General features: G+C 48.5%; 12 protein-coding genes and 2 pseudogenes. 13 read left to right on the top strand and 1 reads right to left on the bottom strand.

Features of this window, described 5'->3' with window-relative positions; translation table 11 throughout:
* The first annotated feature begins 95 nt into the window (after positions 1-95).
* The 9 genes and pseudogenes from LBCZ_RS10210 (at position 96) to LBCZ_RS10175 (ending at position 11353) form a co-directional block, all read left to right on the top strand.
* Positions 96-1520 (top strand): cytochrome ubiquinol oxidase subunit I, encoded by a 1425-nt coding sequence (locus LBCZ_RS10210; protein ID WP_025013827.1) that lies wholly within the window; start codon positions 96-98, stop codon positions 1518-1520.
* Positions 1517-2530, top strand: a complete 1014-nt coding sequence (gene cydB / locus LBCZ_RS10205) for a cytochrome d ubiquinol oxidase subunit II (protein ID WP_025013828.1) — start codon at positions 1517-1519, stop codon at positions 2528-2530. Before LBCZ_RS10210 ends, cydB begins: the two co-directional genes overlap by 4 nt.
* A complete protein-coding gene (gene cydD / locus LBCZ_RS10200; RefSeq protein WP_025013829.1) occupies positions 2527-4269 on the top strand; it encodes a thiol reductant ABC exporter subunit CydD in 1743 nt (580 codons plus the stop codon). Before cydB ends, cydD begins: the two co-directional genes overlap by 4 nt.
* A complete protein-coding gene (gene cydC / locus LBCZ_RS10195) occupies positions 4250-5977 on the top strand; it encodes a thiol reductant ABC exporter subunit CydC (RefSeq protein ID WP_039639274.1) in 1728 nt (575 codons plus the stop codon). Before cydD ends, cydC begins: the two co-directional genes overlap by 20 nt.
* A gap of 187 nt (positions 5978-6164) precedes the next feature.
* Positions 6165-6590 carry a NusG domain II-containing protein gene (locus tag LBCZ_RS10190; RefSeq protein WP_025013830.1) on the top strand — a complete coding sequence of 142 codons (426 nt, stop codon included), beginning with the start codon at positions 6165-6167 and terminating at the stop codon, positions 6588-6590.
* Positions 6591-6770: 180 nt separating this feature from the next.
* Positions 6771-8270: pseudogene (locus LBCZ_RS10185) on the top strand (ATP-binding cassette domain-containing protein); the annotation flags it as partial.
* 122 nt (positions 8271-8392) lie between these two features.
* On the top strand, positions 8393-9445 hold the full coding sequence (locus LBCZ_RS10180; protein WP_010620018.1) for an IS30 family transposase: 1053 nt from the start codon (positions 8393-8395) through the stop codon (positions 9443-9445).
* An 82-nt stretch (positions 9446-9527) separates the two neighbouring features.
* Positions 9528-9734, top strand: a pseudogene (locus LBCZ_RS15680) (ABC transporter ATP-binding protein/permease); the annotation flags it as partial.
* Positions 9734-11353, top strand: coding sequence for an amino acid ABC transporter ATP-binding/permease protein (locus LBCZ_RS10175; protein WP_025013034.1), 1620 nt, complete (start codon positions 9734-9736; stop codon positions 11351-11353). The pseudogene LBCZ_RS15680 and the gene LBCZ_RS10175, both read left to right, overlap by 1 nt.
* A 159-nt stretch (positions 11354-11512) precedes the next feature.
* Here the strand turns inward: LBCZ_RS10175 and LBCZ_RS14335 are convergent, their stop codons facing one another.
* Positions 11513-12109, bottom strand: a complete 597-nt coding sequence (locus tag LBCZ_RS14335; protein WP_025013033.1) for a TetR/AcrR family transcriptional regulator — start codon at positions 12107-12109, stop codon at positions 11513-11515.
* Positions 12110-12255: 146 nt separating this feature from the next.
* Between LBCZ_RS14335 and LBCZ_RS10165 the strand changes: the two genes are divergently transcribed.
* The 4 genes from LBCZ_RS10165 to LBCZ_RS10150 all read left to right on the top strand — a co-directional run bounded on the left by LBCZ_RS10165 (position 12256) and on the right by LBCZ_RS10150 (position 17882).
* Positions 12256-13446, top strand: a complete 1191-nt coding sequence (locus LBCZ_RS10165; protein WP_025013032.1) for an alpha/beta hydrolase — start codon at positions 12256-12258, stop codon at positions 13444-13446.
* A gap of 94 nt (positions 13447-13540) precedes the next feature.
* Entirely contained in the window at positions 13541-14401 is an 861-nt protein-coding gene (locus tag LBCZ_RS10160; RefSeq protein ID WP_025013031.1) for a PRD domain-containing protein, read from the top strand.
* Positions 14402-14563: 162 nt separating this feature from the next.
* Positions 14564-16411 (top strand): beta-glucoside-specific PTS transporter subunit IIABC, encoded by a 1848-nt coding sequence (locus LBCZ_RS10155; RefSeq protein ID WP_025013030.1) that lies wholly within the window; start codon positions 14564-14566, stop codon positions 16409-16411.
* Positions 16412-16430: 19 nt separating this feature from the next.
* On the top strand, positions 16431-17882 hold the full coding sequence (locus tag LBCZ_RS10150) for a glycoside hydrolase family 1 protein (RefSeq protein ID WP_025013029.1): 1452 nt from the start codon (positions 16431-16433) through the stop codon (positions 17880-17882).
* Positions 17883-18109 lie beyond the last annotated feature (227 nt).

Raw genomic sequence — 18109 nt, 5'->3', positions numbered from 1 at the left:
CCTCAACGACTGGCTAACTTGTTCTTGCAATTTACGAAAAATAAATATCGGGGTATACTTAGATTGTAATGAATCTATTGAAGGAGGAGAAACATATGCTAATGGCAATGGACGTATTATCGCTTGCACGTTTTCAGTTTGCGATGACGACCGTTTTCCATTTCTTTTTCGTGCCGTTTTCAATTGGTATGGGCCTTGTGACCGCCATTATGGAAACGCTATATGTGCGCAAAAAGAATGAGACATATAAGAAGATGGCCAAGTTCTGGGGCAAGATCTTCTTGCTCAGCTTTGCCGTAGGGGTCGTTACCGGCATTATTCAAGAATTTCAGTTCGGCATGAATTGGTCGAACTATTCACGATTCATGGGGGACATCTTCGGGGTGCCACTGGCGATTGAAGCGCTGCTGGCATTCTTTATGGAATCGACGTTCATCGGTTTGTGGATGTTTACTTGGGATCGCTTCAAGCCAGCTGTACATGCTATCTTTATTTGGATGACCTGGTTAGGTACCACGTTATCGGCAATTTGGATTCTTTCAGCGAATGCCTTTATGCAGCACCCAACTGGCTTTGCGATCAGTCAAACCACAGGACGGGTCAAGTTGGTTGACTTTGGTGCCGTGATCACGAATCCGCAGTTGTGGGTTGAATTTCCGCATGTTATCTTTGGTGCCTTCACTACAGCCGGGTTTGCCGTTGCGGGCATGGCTGCTTGGCGGTTACTGAAGAAGGATCAGGTCGACTTTTACAAGAAGTCACTTAAAGTCGGTTTGGTAGTCGGCACCATCGCTTCTGCGTGCGCGATCGGTTTTGGTGATTTGCAGACGCAATTCATTATTAAAGATCAGCCAATGAAGTTTGCGGCTACCGAAGGAATTTACAAAGATACCAGTGATCCGGCACCGTGGACGTTGGTTGAGTTGATCAATACCAAAGATCACACGACGAGTGGCAATATTGAAGTGCCATATTTGCTGAGCCTGTTGTCCTACCACAAAATGAACGGTTCGGTTAAAGGCATGGAGACGGCTAACAAAGAACTTCAAGCTAAGTATGGTAAAGACAAAGACTACTATGTACCGGTTAAGACCTTGTTCTGGAGCTTCCGGGTCATGGCCGGTGGCGGTGTTCTGCTATTCCTGCTTGGTGTCTTAGGTCTTTGGTTCGGTCGCAAGAAGAAGGATACGTTGTTGAATCAACGTTGGCTGCTATACATTCTCGGCTTTGCACTATGGCTGCCATTTATCATTAACACGGCTGGCTGGTTCATCACTGAGTTAGGTCGTTATCCGTGGGTTGTTTACGGATTGTACACGACCGCCGATGCGGTTTCGCCAACCACGACAGCCGGTCAGTTGCTGTTCACCAACATTTGCTACTTCCTGATCTTCACCTTACTCGGCGGTGTCATGATTTACTATTCACACCGCGTTTTGAAGAAAGGACCAGAAGGCGATTTGAACACCGATTATGGGGTCAACAGCGATCCGTTAGCTAAGGAGGCGTTCGCAAAATGAGCTGGTTACAGATTTTATGGTTCTTTTTATTGTTCGTCCTGTTCAGCGGTTTCTTCGTACTTGAAGGCTTCGACTTTGGCGTTGGCATGTCAACCAAACTGTTAGTTCACAACACGAGCGAAGAAGATCAGTTGGTGGCAACGATCGGTCCGCATTGGGATGGTAATGAAGTTTGGCTGATCACCGCTGGCGGTGCGATGTTTGCTTCTTATCCAATGTGGTACGCGAGCTTGTTCTCCGGCTTTTATATCATGTTCTTCATCGTTTTGTTTGGGCTGATTGTTCGTGGTGTGTCCTTTGAATTTGCGGCACACGCCGAGACCAAAACCGGTCGCAATATCTGGCGCTGGGCGCTGGCTTGCGGCAGCCTGATTCCGCCGTTTGTCTTAGGGATGATTTTCACTGCGATTATCCAGCCGCTACCAATTACCAAGGCCGGTGACGTTTATCCGACGTTGGGCAATCAGATTAATCTTCTGACCATCGTTGGTGGTGTCGCGGTGACGTTGATGATGCTGATGCACGGGTTGAACTTCATTCGCCTGAAGACAACCGGTGATTTACGCAAGCGTGCGCGCGATTGGAATAGCAAGCTGTATTATCTGCTATATGCCGGTGAAGTTGTATTCGCAGTTCTGCTGTTCTTTATGACCGACTTCTTCAAGGAACGCCCTATCAGCACGTTACTGATTTTGGTTGTGATTGTCGGTTCAACTGTTGCTGCCCATATCGGCGTTTTGAAAGATAATGAAGTGCTTTCCTTTGTCGGAAGTGCGATTGGACTGGTTGGCGTCGTTGGCGTCATCTTCAATGGCTTATTCCCACGTGTCATGATCGGGCAGGATGCAGCAATGTCCATTCTTGCAAAAGATGCCAGTGCCAGCTCGTTGACCCTGACCATCATGACCATCGTGGCAGTTATCCTGTTGCCAATTGCCTTAATCTACTTCATCTGGAGTTACGTTGTCTTCCACAAACGTATTCAAGCAAAAGGGGCGGTTAGTGAATGATCGATAAGACGCTCATGCGCTTATCGGGAATGAGGAAAACAATGACAATGCTTGCCGGGTTTGCGCTCGTGCAAGCTTTTGTTATTTTATTGCAAGGAAAGTTTCTTGCAGAAGGGATCGTCCATTCCTGGAATCGTCAAAGTTTAGCCGGGTTATGGATGCCTTTGGGGCTGTTTGCACTGGCATTTACCGTGCGGCAGCTCATTGTGTGGGTGCGCAATCGCATCGGTGCCCGCTTCGCCATGAACGGATCTGCGTGGTTGCAAGAACAATTGCTGAAGCACTTGTATGCATTAGGACCAGCGGCAGTGGCAAAAGAAGGCACCGGTAATCTGGTCACCATGGCGCTCGACGGCATTCCCGAAGCCGAAAATTATATTGAACTGATCTTAAACAAAATTCTCAACATGAGCATTATTCCATGGGTTTTGGTCGCCTATATCTGGTATGAAAATTGGTTGACCGGCTTTACCTTACTGATTATGTTTCCGATCATCATCTTGTTCATGGTGATTTTGGGACTGGCAGCGCGTGATAAGTCGGAAAGTCAGTATGCCGGTTTTCAGAAAATGAGCAACCATTTCATTGATTCGCTGCGGGGACTCAAAACGCTGCAATTGATGGGCATTAGTCGCCAGTACGCCAATAACGTTTATGAAGTTTCGGAAGATTACCGGAAGCAGACCATGGGCGTTTTACGCATTGCCATGTTGTCGACCTTTGCGTTGGATTTCTTTACGACGTTATCGATTGCGGTTGTCGCGGTTTTTCTTGGGATTAAGCTGATGGATGGCGGCATTCCTTTATACCCCGCGATGGTCGCGCTGATTCTGGCGCCGGAGTATTTTATGCCGATTCGTGATTTCGGCACGGATTACCACGCAACGTTAAATGGCAAAAACGCGATGGCCGCGATCTGGAAGGTGATCGACCAGCCGTTGCCGACTGACACCAAGGTGTTGCCGGCGTTTGACGGTTGGCAGAATCAAGATACATTAACCATGCAGCATCTTGATTTCATGTACGACGATAAACGTGCAGGAATTCATGACGCCAATCTGCAGTTTACCGGCCCGGAAAAGGTAGCAATCATTGGCGCCAGCGGTTCCGGCAAGTCGACATTGTTAAATTTGATTGGCGGCTTTTTGCAACCGCAATCCGCAACGATCACTGTCCGGGGAACCAAGGTGCCGCATCTGACGCAGGCCGCCTGGCAGGATCATTTGAGTTATATTCCGCAGGATCCGTATTTGTTTGCGGACACCATTGCGGCTAACATTCGCTTTTATCGCCCGAGTGCTTCAGATGACGAAGTTCGGCAAGCAGCAGCGGCAGCAGGCTTGAGTCACTGGATCGAGACACTGCCGGATGGCTATGCGACCCGCATCGGTGAAGGTGGCCGGGGCATTTCTGGCGGCCAGGCCCAGCGAATCGCATTGGCACGGACCTTGGTTGATACTAACCGGTCAATCTGGTTATTCGACGAGCCGACTGCCCATTTGGATATTGAAACCGAAGCCGAGCTAAAGGAGACTTTGGTGCCGCTATTTAAAAATCGCCTGGTCATCTTTGCCACGCACCGACTGCATTGGCTCAATCAAATGGATCGCGTGATAGTTGTTGATGGCGGGCGGATCGTTGCTGAAGGAACACCGAGCGAGCTAGCGGCCCACTCTAAGCCATATCAGGCACTGGTACACGAAATGCGAGGTGAATTCAATGCATTGGTGGAAAAATGAACACTGGGTCCGGCCTGATCTAAAACGCTACCGGTGGCTACTGTTTTGGTCGCTGGTTCTTGGGGTCATGATGTTCGTGTTCGCCGGCGCGTTGATGTTCACCTCAGGCTTTTTGATTGATAAAAGTGCCACTAAACCCTTATTTGCGGCTATTTATGTGACTGTTGTCCTGACCCGTGCCTTTGGGGTTGGCCGCCCGGTCTTCCAATATGTTGAGCGTTTAACCAGTCACAACTGGGTGCTGCGGATTACCAGCCATATGCGCCGTAAGTTATACAAAGTGCTGGAAACCGATGCGGCATTTGTCTCGGAACACCACCAAACTGGTGATATTTTGGGATTACTGGCAGATGACATCGGCCACATTCAGAACCTTTATTTGCGGATGATTTTTCCGACCGTGGTTGGCGCTGGTCTGACTGTGATTGCCACGTTACTATTGGGCTGGTTCAACTGGGGCTTCGCGTTATGGATCTGCTTGTTATTACTGTTCCAGATCCTGATTCTCCCTTGGTGGGGACTGGTGGTTGAACGCTTCCGCAAGGCTGAGCAAAAGCAGCTGAATCATGATGCCTATGTATCACTGACGGATTCGGTGCTTGGCCTATCCGATTGGGTCATCACCCATCGCGGACAGGAGTTTTTGGATCAGAGCTTGGCAGCACCGAAAAAGCTGGCTGCCTCGACGGCAAAATCCAAACGTTTCCAGTGGGGACGGGACTTTGTCGGCCAGTTACTCTTCGTGTTAATTACCATCAGTATGCTAATTTGGACCAACCTTGAATGGACTGGCAGTCAGGCAAGTGCCAACTGGGTCGGTGCCTTCGTCCTGGTTGTTTTCCCGCTTGATCAAGCCTTTTCAGGCATTGCCCAAGGCGTTGGTGAGTGGCCAACTTATCGAGATGCGATCCGGCACCTCAATGATCTGCACCCGGTGACACGGGCATTGCCCAAGCAACAGCCGGTACCGACTACTTTTAAAACCATTCAGCTGAAGCAGGTTAGCTTCCGCTATACGCCAACCGATCCTGAATTGATCACCGATATCGATTTGACCGTTCACGCCGGCGAAAAAATGGCGATTCTCGGTCCCAGTGGCATGGGGAAAACGACCTTGTTGCAACTGGTCCTGGGCGACTTAACACCGACGACCGGTCAAGTTTTGATTGATGGGCAAGACGTACTGAATTATCAGCAAAACCGCACGAATCTATTCGCGGTGCTAGATCAAAGTCCATTTCTGTTCAGTACGTCGATTATTAATAACGTCCGTTTGGGCAATGAAAATGCCAGCGATGAAGAAGTCGCTGCGGCGTTGAAAGCCGTCAAGCTGGACAAACTCATTGCCCAACTGCCCAATGGTATGGACAGCAGTGTCGAAGAAGCTGGCTTTGCCTTTTCCGGTGGTGAGCGTCAGCGGTTATCGTTAGCGCGGATTCTTTTACAGGATGCGCCTATCATACTGCTGGACGAACCTACCGTTGGCTTGGACCCGATTACCGAACAGGCGCTGCTGGATACGATGTTCTCCGTTCTAAAAGGGAAGACCATTCTCTGGGTCACCCATCATCTGCAAGGTGTCAGCCAAACCGATCGCGTCGTCTTCCTGGAAGATGGCAAGTTGACGATGAATGACACGCCGCAGCATTTGGCTGAGCAGAATCAGCGGTATCAGAATCTGTATGCGCTCGATGCGGGGTTGCGGTGATGATGCTTTAAATTTTGGGAAATTTGCATTTCGTGTAAAAACTTCATCAGGATAAGATAAATTCACCTAGTAGTCATGCGAACACAACAGCCGTAACCCGGGTTTGGGATACGGCTGTTTTTTTACCAGTTATTAGTGGTTAACGCGTACAATAAGAAACTGATAAACCGATTCGAGGTGACCTAACATACACTGGCTAAAAAAATATGTACGACCGCTGGATTATGTCATTGTATTCATACTCTTCATAGCATGCTTCATTCCACTGGGGATTTTTTCGATGACCGAGGCGCATGTGAATACGGATCAAAAAGTGGCGGTTATTTCGATTAATGGCCATGTCAAACGGCGCATTAAGCTGGATGCGCATGCAGGTCACCAGCAGTTTACGCTGTATCCGGCAAAGGGGGAGTACAATGTCATCGAAGTTGATGGTGCACGTATTCGCGATAAGGAAGATAATTCGCCGGATCAGATTGCGGTGCATACGGGCTGGATTAGCCAAATTGGGCAGCAAAGCATCTGCCTACCGCATAAATTGCTGATTGAAATCAAGCCAGCGCAAGGAAATAAAGGCACTAGCGGCGATGATGGCGGACTGGTACACCCTTAATCAGTTCGCTTAAACGTTTACAAGCTGCTAAATGTAGTGCAGTATTTCAAAAATAGCTGCTTAAATATGTTTTTCTCATGGTAAACTGGAAAAACAATCTGTCGTTTCGCAGGCAGTTTGCGACACCGATGGCAGTCACAATGCTGCAGACTGATTGAAAGAAAAGAGGCAAGCCTTTTAATGCTGGGATTACTGAAATACGGACGTGACAAACTTGGGGCTGGGGTTATTGAAGCAATTTTTGATTGGTTACCGACAGTCTTGCCGGTCATCATTGCGCTTGAATTGGCGGCAAATCGTGCGATGGAAGCAATCGTGGTGGCCGGGGTACTGGGGATATTCTGGCTTCTTTATATTACGATTTACGAACGGCATCACCGTCATGACTGGGCCATGAGTGCCAAGCGTGAGCTGCGTGATCGTTATTTCGAGGCGCTTTACCAACGCAATGATGCCGCGGCCGCAACCGGTGCAGACAATGCGGTGATTCAGCGTGATTTGGGTGGACTTAACAATTTGGATATGTTTTATAGCACGTTGTTTCCCACTTCCTTGCAGGCCATGATGACTTACCTGCTGTTAATCGGGCTGTCGATTTGGTATCGCTCATGGCTGGCCTTACTGCCGCTTGCCTGTGTCTTGTTGATTGGCTTTGTGATGATGTTTCTTGGCAAGCAAATGTCAGCACAAAATAAGACCCATCTGGCCGGATTTTTAAAAATGGGCGGACGCTTTATTAACGATTTGCGCGGGATGAATACTTTAGTGATGTACAATGCTGCCGACCGTTACGGGAAAAAGTTCGCGGACGATAGCGAATATTTTCGGCAGGCCACGATGAATCTTTTGAAAACCCAGTTGCAAGTGCTGTTCGTCATCAACGGTTTTGTTTATCTGACAGTATTCGTTGGTGGTTTTGTGACCGTACTTCAGCTCATTGGCGGCCAGTTACCAGCGGCCGGGGCGTTTGCCACTTGGTTTACGTTGGCCATGATGATGGTCAATGCCCGGCAACTCGGCTATTTTGTGCATGTTGTCAAATCAAACGGCCCGTCACTGGCGGCGATCCTCGGAACGATTGCCAAGGCCAAGGCGGCGCCGGCGACAGTTCGGATTACCGATAACCGTCCGCTTAAACAAATCACCCTTGATCAGGTGACGATCGGTTATGCGCCGGACAAACCACTTGTGACGTCCATCGATGCCACGCTGGAACCAGGCAAGTTATACGGCTTGGCAGGGGAAAATGGCACCGGTAAGAGTACGCTCATTCAAGCCATTTTAGGCCGCTTGGAACCCTTATCCGGAACGATTATGGCTGATAACACGGCTGTCACTGCGTTGAGCAACGCGCAGAAAGCTGCAGTATTTGGGTATGTTACGGCAGATGAATACCTTTTTTCCGGCACGGTTCAAGAAAATCTGCTGTTAGGGAATCGGTTTGGCGACACATGGCAACGGAAACTTGATGATTTGGGACTGATGCAGTTTGTCCCTAAGCTGGAAAAAAGGTACGACACGCAGGTGGGCGAAGGCGGTCGGCTGTTGTCGCCGGGGCAGCGGCAACAGTTGGCGTTTGCGCGTATGTTACTGGCGGACAAGACCGTTTACCTGTTGGATGAAATTACGTCCAGCATTGATAAAGTCAACGCTGCGGCGATTTTGGCGGCTGTTAAAAAGCGCGCATTTTAGAATCAAGTTAGCCACTGTCTCAAAATTTTTTGGACAATAAAAAACATCAAGAACAGATATCCTGTATCATTGAAGTTCCTACACAAACAATGGAAGAGGATATTGTCTTGATGCAGAAACAGGATAGCACACACCGCCAAAAAGGTCAGCACTTAACATCACTCGAGCGCGGAAAAGTGGCCGGATTCCGCCAAGCTGGGAAGTCCAATCGTTGGATTGCTGCTGAAATTGGCGTCTGCCCGCAGACCATTAATAATGAAATCAAGCGAGGTACAGTAGATCAGGTCAAGAAGAGTAATGGCAAGCGCGTCTACCATCGACAATACCTGCCAGAGGCTGCTCAGGCACGTTACGAGACTGCACGCTTGAGCTGCCATCGTCCTGACAAGTTCGCCAGCGTACAGGTCTTCTTAGCCTGGTACGTACAGCGAGCTAAGCAGGACAAATGGTCGCCGGATGCTTCGATCGGCTATGCCAAGCGACACAAGCTGTTTACTCCTGAAGAGCTTGTTTGTGCCTCGACTTTGTACCAGTACATTGACGACCAACGCCTAGAGATTCGAAATATCGACCTGTTGGAGAAGACTAAGCGGAAGACCTCTCACCAGCACCACACCAAGGCTAAGCGCCTGGCTGGCCGCAGTATCGAGGAACGGCCTAAGGTCGTTGAACGACGCAGGCAGTTCGGTCACTGGGAGATGGATACCATTGTCGGTAAACGCAATGGCAAGGAGAGCGTCATCTTGACTCTGATTGAGCGCAAGACCCGTTGCCAACTTCTCCGCTTGATCGAAGGACGAGATGCAGACTCTGTGAGCTATGCATTGCGTGGAATCAAGCGCGAATGGGGAGCTTGCATCAAGACCATCACAGCCGACAACGGACCCGAGTTCACCGCCTTAAATACTGCTTTTGCTGGGACGGAAACTGAGATCTTCTACGCCCATCCTTACACGTCCTGCGACCGTGGCACCAACGAGGCACATAACCGGATGATCCGCCAGGACTTCCCTAAGGGCATGTCCCTAGATGACATTAGCCCTAGTCAAGTGCAGGCCACGCAAGACCGCTTGAATCAGTTGCCTCGCAAACAACAGGGCTACTGCACACCCCAGCAAAACTTTGAGGCCGAAGCTCGGCGCGTTCGCCGCATGGCCCAGTAGTCTCTCTAGCGCCACAACTTCTATTTGATAACGGCCTGTTCTGGGATTGTCCTTCAACGACTGGCTAACTTGTTCTTGCAATTTACGGGCTGTTAAAAAGTTGAGCCAGGAGAAAATTGTTTTGTTCATTTCTCACAACCTCTCCGCCATGGCGCAGGCTGATGTAGTGTGGTTTATTCATGATCAACATTTGCTCGTTGCCAATCATGAGCAACTTTATCAAGAGCAGCCGGCGTATCGGCGACTGGTGGATAATCCGGAGACGATGCAGAAAGAGGGTGCACGCTGATGATCAGAGGGTTATTAAAGTACACCCATCATTTAACCAGCGCCATTGTGATCAGTTTTTTGATCGGCATGGTCGCCGAACTGGCCAAGGCAGTTGTCTTGATTCTTACGGCGATGATGCTGTTTGATCCGCAACACGCGTCAGAGTTGCTGTTGCCAGGCGTCATCGCGGTCATTCTCTTGGGTCTTGGAAGTTTCGGCGAGCAATATGCCGGACATTTTGTAGCTTTTCATGTCCTAGCTGACTTACGCGGCGCGGTTTATCGGCAACTGGTACGATTGGCACCGGCAAAACTGGATACGCAATCGAGCGGTAAGTTACTCAAGTTAATTGGCAGCGACATCGAAGCGATGGAAATCTTTTATGCCCATACCATTGTGCCAGTCGTAATCGGGTTAACATACGGTCTTTTGATGACGGCAGTTTATAGTCGCGTCAGTATTTTGGCAGCAGTGGTTGCGCTGGTCGGTTATGCGGCAGTGGGCGGGTTGATTCCGTATGCGCGGCATCGGCAATTGACCGCTAAGACTCAGGCTGCTGACCAGCTGAAGGCGACCAACCAGCAGTACTTACTAGAATCAGTCCGCGGGATGGAGGCAGTGCGCCAGCTGGGCATTGCAAAAGAACGCATGGATCAAGGCAATGTCGGGTTTGACCGTGAAGCCACTGCGTTTCAACAAGCGCAATTCAGTCAATTATTAAAAAATGTCGCTGCAACGTTTGCCATGGTCGCAACGTGGCTGCTCATGGTCTGGATAAGTGGCTGGCAGCAGGCAACCGCCTTACAGCAAGCGGTTCTTGCAGTCTTCCCGTTGACGTTTGGCCCATTGCTCGCATTAAACAATCTTCCTGGATCCCTACTTAACGGGTTTGCGGCGGCTAAAAATCTATTCAGCTTACTGCAGGAGCAGCCGTTAATGGCAGCGCCGGCAACCGCAAGTCAGACAGTCGATGCGATTAAGCAGATTCAGGTGAAGCAGGTTTCATTTAGTTATCCAGCGCGTCCTGAAGAAGTTCTAAACGACGTGACGCTGACCTTAAAGGCTGGCGAGATCACCGGTTTTGTGGGTGCCAGTGGGTCGGGCAAAAGTACGTTAGCTAAACTGATCATGGGATGGTATCCGGTCACAAGCGGTCAGATTCTGATCAATGACACGGACCTTGCGACGATCAGTTCCCAATCGCTGCGGGCACAAATTAATTATTTGCCGCAGACCGCGATATTTTTCTCCGAAACGGTCCGTGATAATCTGACATTACATGATCCAACGATCACGGATGACCAAATTTGGACGGTATTGGCGCAAGTTAAACTAAGTGACCGGTTAAAACAGGTTGCCAATGGACTGGATACGCAAATTGCTGCCGGTCACGTGCCTTTTTCCAGTGGCGAACAGCAACGGCTCGAATTGGCCCGCGCCTTACTGCATCCTAGCAGCGTCTTGGTCTTAGATGAACCCACCAGCAATCTCGACACTGAAAATGAGCGCTTGATTCTGGATACGATCAAAGCCTATTATCACGGCATCGTCATTTTAATTTCACACCGCGCAGAATCGGCAGCCTATGCGGATCGGATTTATCGTTTCAGTAATCGGCAGGTTGTGGAAGAAAAGTAATTTGTGACCTGTTTTGCATCGAATGCTCATCGTGCTTCAATGGTCTTTCATAGAAAACAAAAATTCACCCTCTTGAGATAAGTTGTCTCAGGGGTGAATTTTTTATGATTCAAAAGGATTTTTTAGAATGCCGGATTTTTAGAATAATTTCGAACACTCTCAAAAATTCATATGAGATTCAGGACTCATCAAACTTCTTGACCCAAGCTTGAAAAACTTCGCTAATTCGTGTGCTAAAAAGGTTGAAGAATAACGCATATCATTGGCAAGCCACCAGCGAATGACACTGAGATAGACGGCGGGCACAATGTTTAACAACAGATCGCGTTCAACGGCGGTCTTTTGCGGCAAACATTCGATGAGACGTTGTTGTAAAGCGTCTTCAGCCTGTTGTCTTAGACCTAAATGGTTGGGGTCATTTAAGATAAATGCATAGAGACGCGGTTCATTTGCCACAACTTTTAGCGCTTGTCCTAGGTAGTCGGTAAAGGCGGCTTCTTTAAAGGTGTTTTTAGAAAAGTAAAGTTCGGGGGCCATCGCAGCAATGATTTTAGTCATGCCGACTGCTGTCATTTGTTTAAGCAAATCGTATTTATCGACATAGTGAAGATAGAATGTCGAGCGATTAATTTTGGCAGTTTGGGCAATGTCATTGATGGTGATATTTTCAAACCCTTTTTGATCGATAAGGGAAAGAAAGGCCGTGTGGATAGCATCGTTGGTTTTAGTGACACGCAAATCAGTTTGATGCGACATTTAAGACACCTCTGTTGATTAATCTTGACTTGGACGACATTGACAAACCATTTGTTGTATAAGCAACAAATGGCCGTCTGTTAAGCATTGTAGCCGTTTTATAACGGCATGTATAGTGGATTCAGCATCAAGAAAGGAACTTTATAATGCCAAAAAAATGGACGGTATCAGATTTTCCAGTCGGTCTTTATCAAGTGAACCATGATCAGAGTGTCAATTTCCAAATGAATCGGTTCTTTAACTGGTCAAATGATCGCGAAATGTTGCAGCAGATGAAGCGTCTCGACAATCCTAAGCAAACTTATCCCGAACTTGTTACAGCGTTCGAAAGCCTTGGCAAAACAGCACTAAAAAAGGATGAAAAGTTACGCGCTGCGATGTATTTTAGACTGGCAGAATTTTACCTACCTTCAACCGATTCAGGAAAAATCAACCTGCGTCATCAATTTATCTCACTGAGCAATGCTTATTACGGCATTACTGAAAAACAGCACTTCTTGATTCCTTATGAAAATGTGCACATGTCTGCCTATCGGATAACACCTTCAAATCCGCGGGCCACCCTTTTATTTTTAAATGGTTTTGATGGTGACATTGAGGAAGTGACCCGGCTCATGCTTGTCTTGCGTGACGCGGGATATGATGTCATTTATTTTGACGGTCCTGGCCAAGGTTATTGTTTGGAAGAGGAATATTTGCCGATGACGCACCAGTGGGAAAAGCCGGTAAAAGCGGTGCTCGATTATTTTCATGTTGACACGGCAACTGCTATAGGTATGTCGTTGGGTGGTAATCTTGCTTTAAGGGCAGCGGCGTTTGAACCGCGCATCAACCGCGTTATCTGTTATGATATTTTCCCCGACTTTTTTGACTGCTTGATGAATCAGTTACCACCCGAGTTAAAAAAGAAATTCAGTCGATCACTGGTAACCGAAGAGAATAAAAATCAGATTAATGGAATGGCTGACCAGCTAATGGCGAAAAGTTTAATGCTTCAATGGGCATTCCAACAGGGTATGAAGGTGATGGGAGTTGAGACGCCATTCGATTTTATCCAGAAAACGCTCAATTATACGACCGATAAGATTTCGCCGTTAGTTAAGCAGGATGTTTTATTGCTGGCTGGAGCTAATGATCATTATGTCGCAAATGATCAGTTGCCACGGCAAATTAGTACCTTAACCCAAGTTCATTCGCTAACGGCAAGGAGATTTACGGCAAAAGAATTTGCCAGCAATCATTGTCAGCTCGGCAATGTCGGGCTTGCATTGACAACCATGTTGAACTGGCTTGATCAGTTAGGCCAAGAAGAAGTTGACCTTAGTAAAATGAATTAAGATGTTTCCGTTGTCATTTTCCCCAAAGATTGATAGCCTGAATTTGAACACGGATCAGCAAATGGTCTGACCGTCTTGGAGGAGGGCACGCGCCATGATCATTGAAACGATTCTTAACAATAATGCGGTTGTGGTTCGGCATGAGCAGCGCGAGACGATTATCGTTGAACGCGGTATCGGGTTTCATGCCAAAAAAGGGGAAACACTGACATTGCGAGACAGCATGAAGGTGTACGTTCCGGAAGACCAAACCAAGTTAAAAATTGCGGCGGAGACGATTGCCAGCTTACCGAGCGAGTATTTGACGCTGGCGGCGCGGATTGTGCAAGAGGCAGAAGTTCAGTTGCAAACAACATTTAACAGTTATTTGCTGATTGAATTGGCTGATCATCTGCACTTCGCGGTAATGCGGTTGCATGACAATTTGTTATTGCATAACCGACTGTTGTGGGAAATTCAGATGGCCTATGAACAGGAATATCGAATGGGCAAGTGGGCGTTAGAAGCCGTAGCTGAGCAGTTAGACGAAACGTTGCCGGAAGACGAGGCTGGGTTCATCGCATTGAAGTTTGTTAGCAATGACCTCAATCATCAGCAACCGGTTGATTCGCTGGCGTTTACGCAGATGCTGGCGAATGTCACGAAAATCATTTTCTATCGGCTAGGATTGGACATGAACACCAAAACGCCGGAGTACCAGCGACTGGCGATTCATCTCAAGTTTTTCCTTCAACGGGTTTACGCGCACACAGATAAACAGGAAGCGACTCACGATCAGGCCCTGCTGGCACATTTGCAAGAAGATTATGTGCAGGCTTATCAGTGTATGGAGGATGTTGTTCAGTTCATCGAGCAGAAGGTCAACGTACCCGTTTCCAAAAACGAGCAGATCTATTTAACCTTGCATATTTCCCGATTAGCTGCCAGTCATGCGCAAAATTTAAAAAGTAGTTGACGACGGCTAATGAATCAGATAAGATGTGGTTATTGAAAGCGAATACAGTACCATCTGGCTTGTTACTATTGAATTAGGCAAAACCAGAAAGACTTGACTTAGGCACGCCCTAGGTTTCGTCTTTCTGGTTTTTTTATTGCCCAAGGTCTGGAGGAAACGAAAATGGGAGAAGCAACACTGGCGAAGCAACTGTTGCAGTTGGTTGGCGGCAAGCAGAATATTGAACAGGTTTGGCACTGTGCGACGCGGCTGCGTTTCACATTGAAGGATCCGCAAAAAGCGACCGCGGCTAAACAGAAAGTCGAGGCGTTGGACGGGGTCATCACGGTCGTGGAAGCAAGCGGCCAGTATCAAGTGGTCATTGGCAATAACGTGAGTGATGTTTATCAGGCAATTATCAAACTTGAACCGAGTTTAGGTGACAGTGCGCAGGCGGCCAATGACCAACCGCATGAGAAAATGACATTCAAACGCGCTTTCAATGGCTTACTAACTTTTATTTCCGGCGTTTTCACACCATTTTTGGGTGCGATGGCCGGTGCCGGGATTCTAAAGGGCTTGCTGTCGCTGGCCGTGGCGGTTGGCTGGTTAACGACCAAAAGTGGCGCCTATCAGATTTGGTGGGCAGCAGCAGACGGCATTTTCTACTTTTTACCAATTGCCTTAGCGTTTACGGCCGCGAAACATCTGAAGGTGAATCCATTTGTGGCGATGGCGATTGCTGCCGCGATGGTTTATCCCAACATCGTCGGACTCGTTGGCAAACCGAGTATTGATTTCTTTGGTATTCCGGTGGTGGCGGCTAATTACACGGCCACGGTCTTGCCGATTTTGCTGGTCGTCGTGGTTCAGAAGTTTCTGGAACCATTTTTCAACAAAATTTGGCATCCGTCGGTTCGGAACATTTTGGCACCGTTATGTCTGTTAGTGATCATCGTGCCGCTGACCATGTTGGTGGTCGGGCCGGTCAGCTCCATTCTCAGTAATGGTCTTGCTACGGCGATTGTGTCATTGAACAAGAGCGTGCCGGCTTTAGCGGGGATGGTTCTTGGCGGCTTCTGGCAGGTGTTTGTGATTTTCGGCGTTCATTGGGCCTTGGTGCCGGTCATGATGAACAACATTGCCCAGTATGGGACAGATCCGATGATGCCGATTCTTTTGCCGGCAGTCTTGGCACAGGCCGGCGCGGCGTTTGCGGTGTTCCTTAAAACCCGCGATGCTAAAATGAAAAGTCTGGCTGGTTCAAGCACGATTACGGCACTTTTCGGGGTCACAGAACCAACTATTTACGGGATCACCTTAAAATTGAAAAAGCCGTTTTATTGCGCGTGTGTTGCCGGAGCAGTTGGCGGGATTATCGTGGCGATGTCCGGCGCCGGTTCGAATGTGGCATCATTGGCCAGCATCTTATCGTTGCCGACTTATCTCGGTAAAGGGTTCGGCGTTTCGGTGATCGGCGATATTGTAGCCTTTGTTCTCGGCGTTGCCCTCACCTTGGTGTTTGGCGGGATTAATGCGGGCGTCAAAGAAGACAAACCGCAAGCAACACAGGTGACAGCGGATCATGCAGAAACATTGGCAGCGCCGGTTAAAGGAACCCTGGTGCCGCTCAGCGAAGTGCCGGATGAAGTCTTTTCCTCGGGCACCATGGGACAAGGCATCGCGATTGAACCGGAGGATAACTTGGTCAAGGCACCAGTCGCAGGGACGATCAGTCTGGTGTATCCAACCGCGCATGCTATTGGCATCACGTCTGATAAAGGCGCAGAGATTCTGATTCACATTGGTGTCGACACCGTGAATTTAAAAGGCAAGTATTTTAAACCTTTGATTGAACAAGGACAGAAGGTGGATGTCGGTACGCCGTTGGTTGAATTTGATTATCAAGCGATTAAAGCTGCAGGGTATGCGCCAACCGTGCTGATGATTGTGACGAACTCCGATCGTTATCAGGTTGAAACTCGAGCGGACGGGGCAACAGAAGACGATGCGTTAATGACGCTAGCTTAGAAAGGATGGACATTTGACCATGACTTATTTGAATTTTCCCAAACAATTTATGTGGGGCGGTGCGACCGCAGCCAATCAGCTGGAAGGCGCCTATCGTGAAGATGGCAAAGGCTTATCGATTGCCGATGTCCTGCCCCAAGGAAAAGCACGGTTTGATCTGGTGAATGAGCCGGATTTTGATTGGACCATCGATGAAAGCAACTATCGGTACCCGAATCATCGAGGGATCGATCATTACCACCATTTTAAAGAAGACATCAAGCTGTTTAGTGAAATGGGCTTTAAATGTTATCGCTTTTCGATTGCCTGGTCACGAATTTTTCCGGAAGGTGATGAAAAGACACCTAACATGGCTGGCCTGGCGTTCTATGATGCAGTGATCGCGGAGTGTTTGAAATATGGGATTGAACCGATTATCACGATTTCCCATTACGAGATGCCACTGCACCTGGTTACCAAGTATGGCGGCTGGAAGAACAAGCAGCTCATTGGCTTTTACAAGCGATTTGCCGAAACCGTCTTGACCCGTTATTTCAAACAGGTGAAGTACTGGATGACCTTTAACGAAATCAACAGTGCGCTGGCATTTCCGGTGATGAGCCAAGGCTTGGTGAACAGCAACGGTGCGGCTGATAAGCGTAACATTTTCCAAGCCTGGCACAATCAATTTGTGGCTGGGGCCGAGGCGGTCAAAATCGGGCACCAGTTGAATCAGGATCTTCAGATCGGTTGTATGTTGTTATACGCCACCACTTACAGTTATGACGCGAATCCGGTCAATCAGCTGGCGACGCTGCAACAAAATCAAGCCTTCAATTTCTTCTGCGGCGATGTTCAGGTGCGCGGTGAGTATCCGGCATACACGGATGCTTTGCTGGACCAATATGGCATCAAGTTGACCGATCTAGACTTTTCGGCTGCTGAGTTGGCACTGTTGAAGCAGTATCCGGTTGATTATATTGGCTTCAGTTATTACATGTCTGCTGTTGTTGAAACGGTTCAGAAGGATCATGCCGAGGTCGGCGGGAACTTGTTAAGCGGCATTAAGAATCCTTTCCTGGAAGCAAGTGAATGGGGCTGGCAGATCGACCCAACCGGCTTGCGCATTGCCTTAAACCAGTTATACGACCGTTATCGCAAGCCGTTATTCATCGTTGAAAATGGCCTCGGCGCCGTGGACCAGCCGGATTCAACCGGCGAGATTCACGACGATTACCGGATTGACTATCTGAAGCAGCACATCGAACAAATCGGTGCGGCCATTCATGATGGCGTTGATGTCATGGGCTATACGCCATGGGGATGCATCGATCTGGTCAGTGCGTCAACCGGCCAGATGTCGAAGCGTTATGGTTTCATTTATGTCGATCTCGACGATGCTGGCCAAGGAACGCTTAAACGTTCCAAGAAAAAATCCTTCGACTGGTATCGGCAGGTGATTGCGTCTAACGGGGCTGATTTAGATTCCTAACTGACGGCTGGTGTTAGGGTGCCTGAGTTCAACTTGACAAGGTTAACGGTGTTATGTTTTAATATTAGCTATATTGAATAGCAACGAATCGGTTGAGCGTATGCTTCAAGATGCCTTTCCTGGGGAAGAAAGGGCGTCGAGGCGTGCGCTCTTTTTGTGAGCGTGAGCCGGCGCGTTTAGGAGTCGGAGTGTAAGTGGCCTTGGGCGTGATGACCCGGGCTTGGTCA

Origin of the sequence: Lacticaseibacillus casei DSM 20011 = JCM 1134 = ATCC 393, assembly GCF_000829055.1 — a bacterium.
Taxonomy (GTDB): domain Bacteria; phylum Bacillota; class Bacilli; order Lactobacillales; family Lactobacillaceae; genus Lacticaseibacillus; species Lacticaseibacillus casei.
This window is presented reverse-complemented; position numbering and strand designations above follow the sequence as displayed.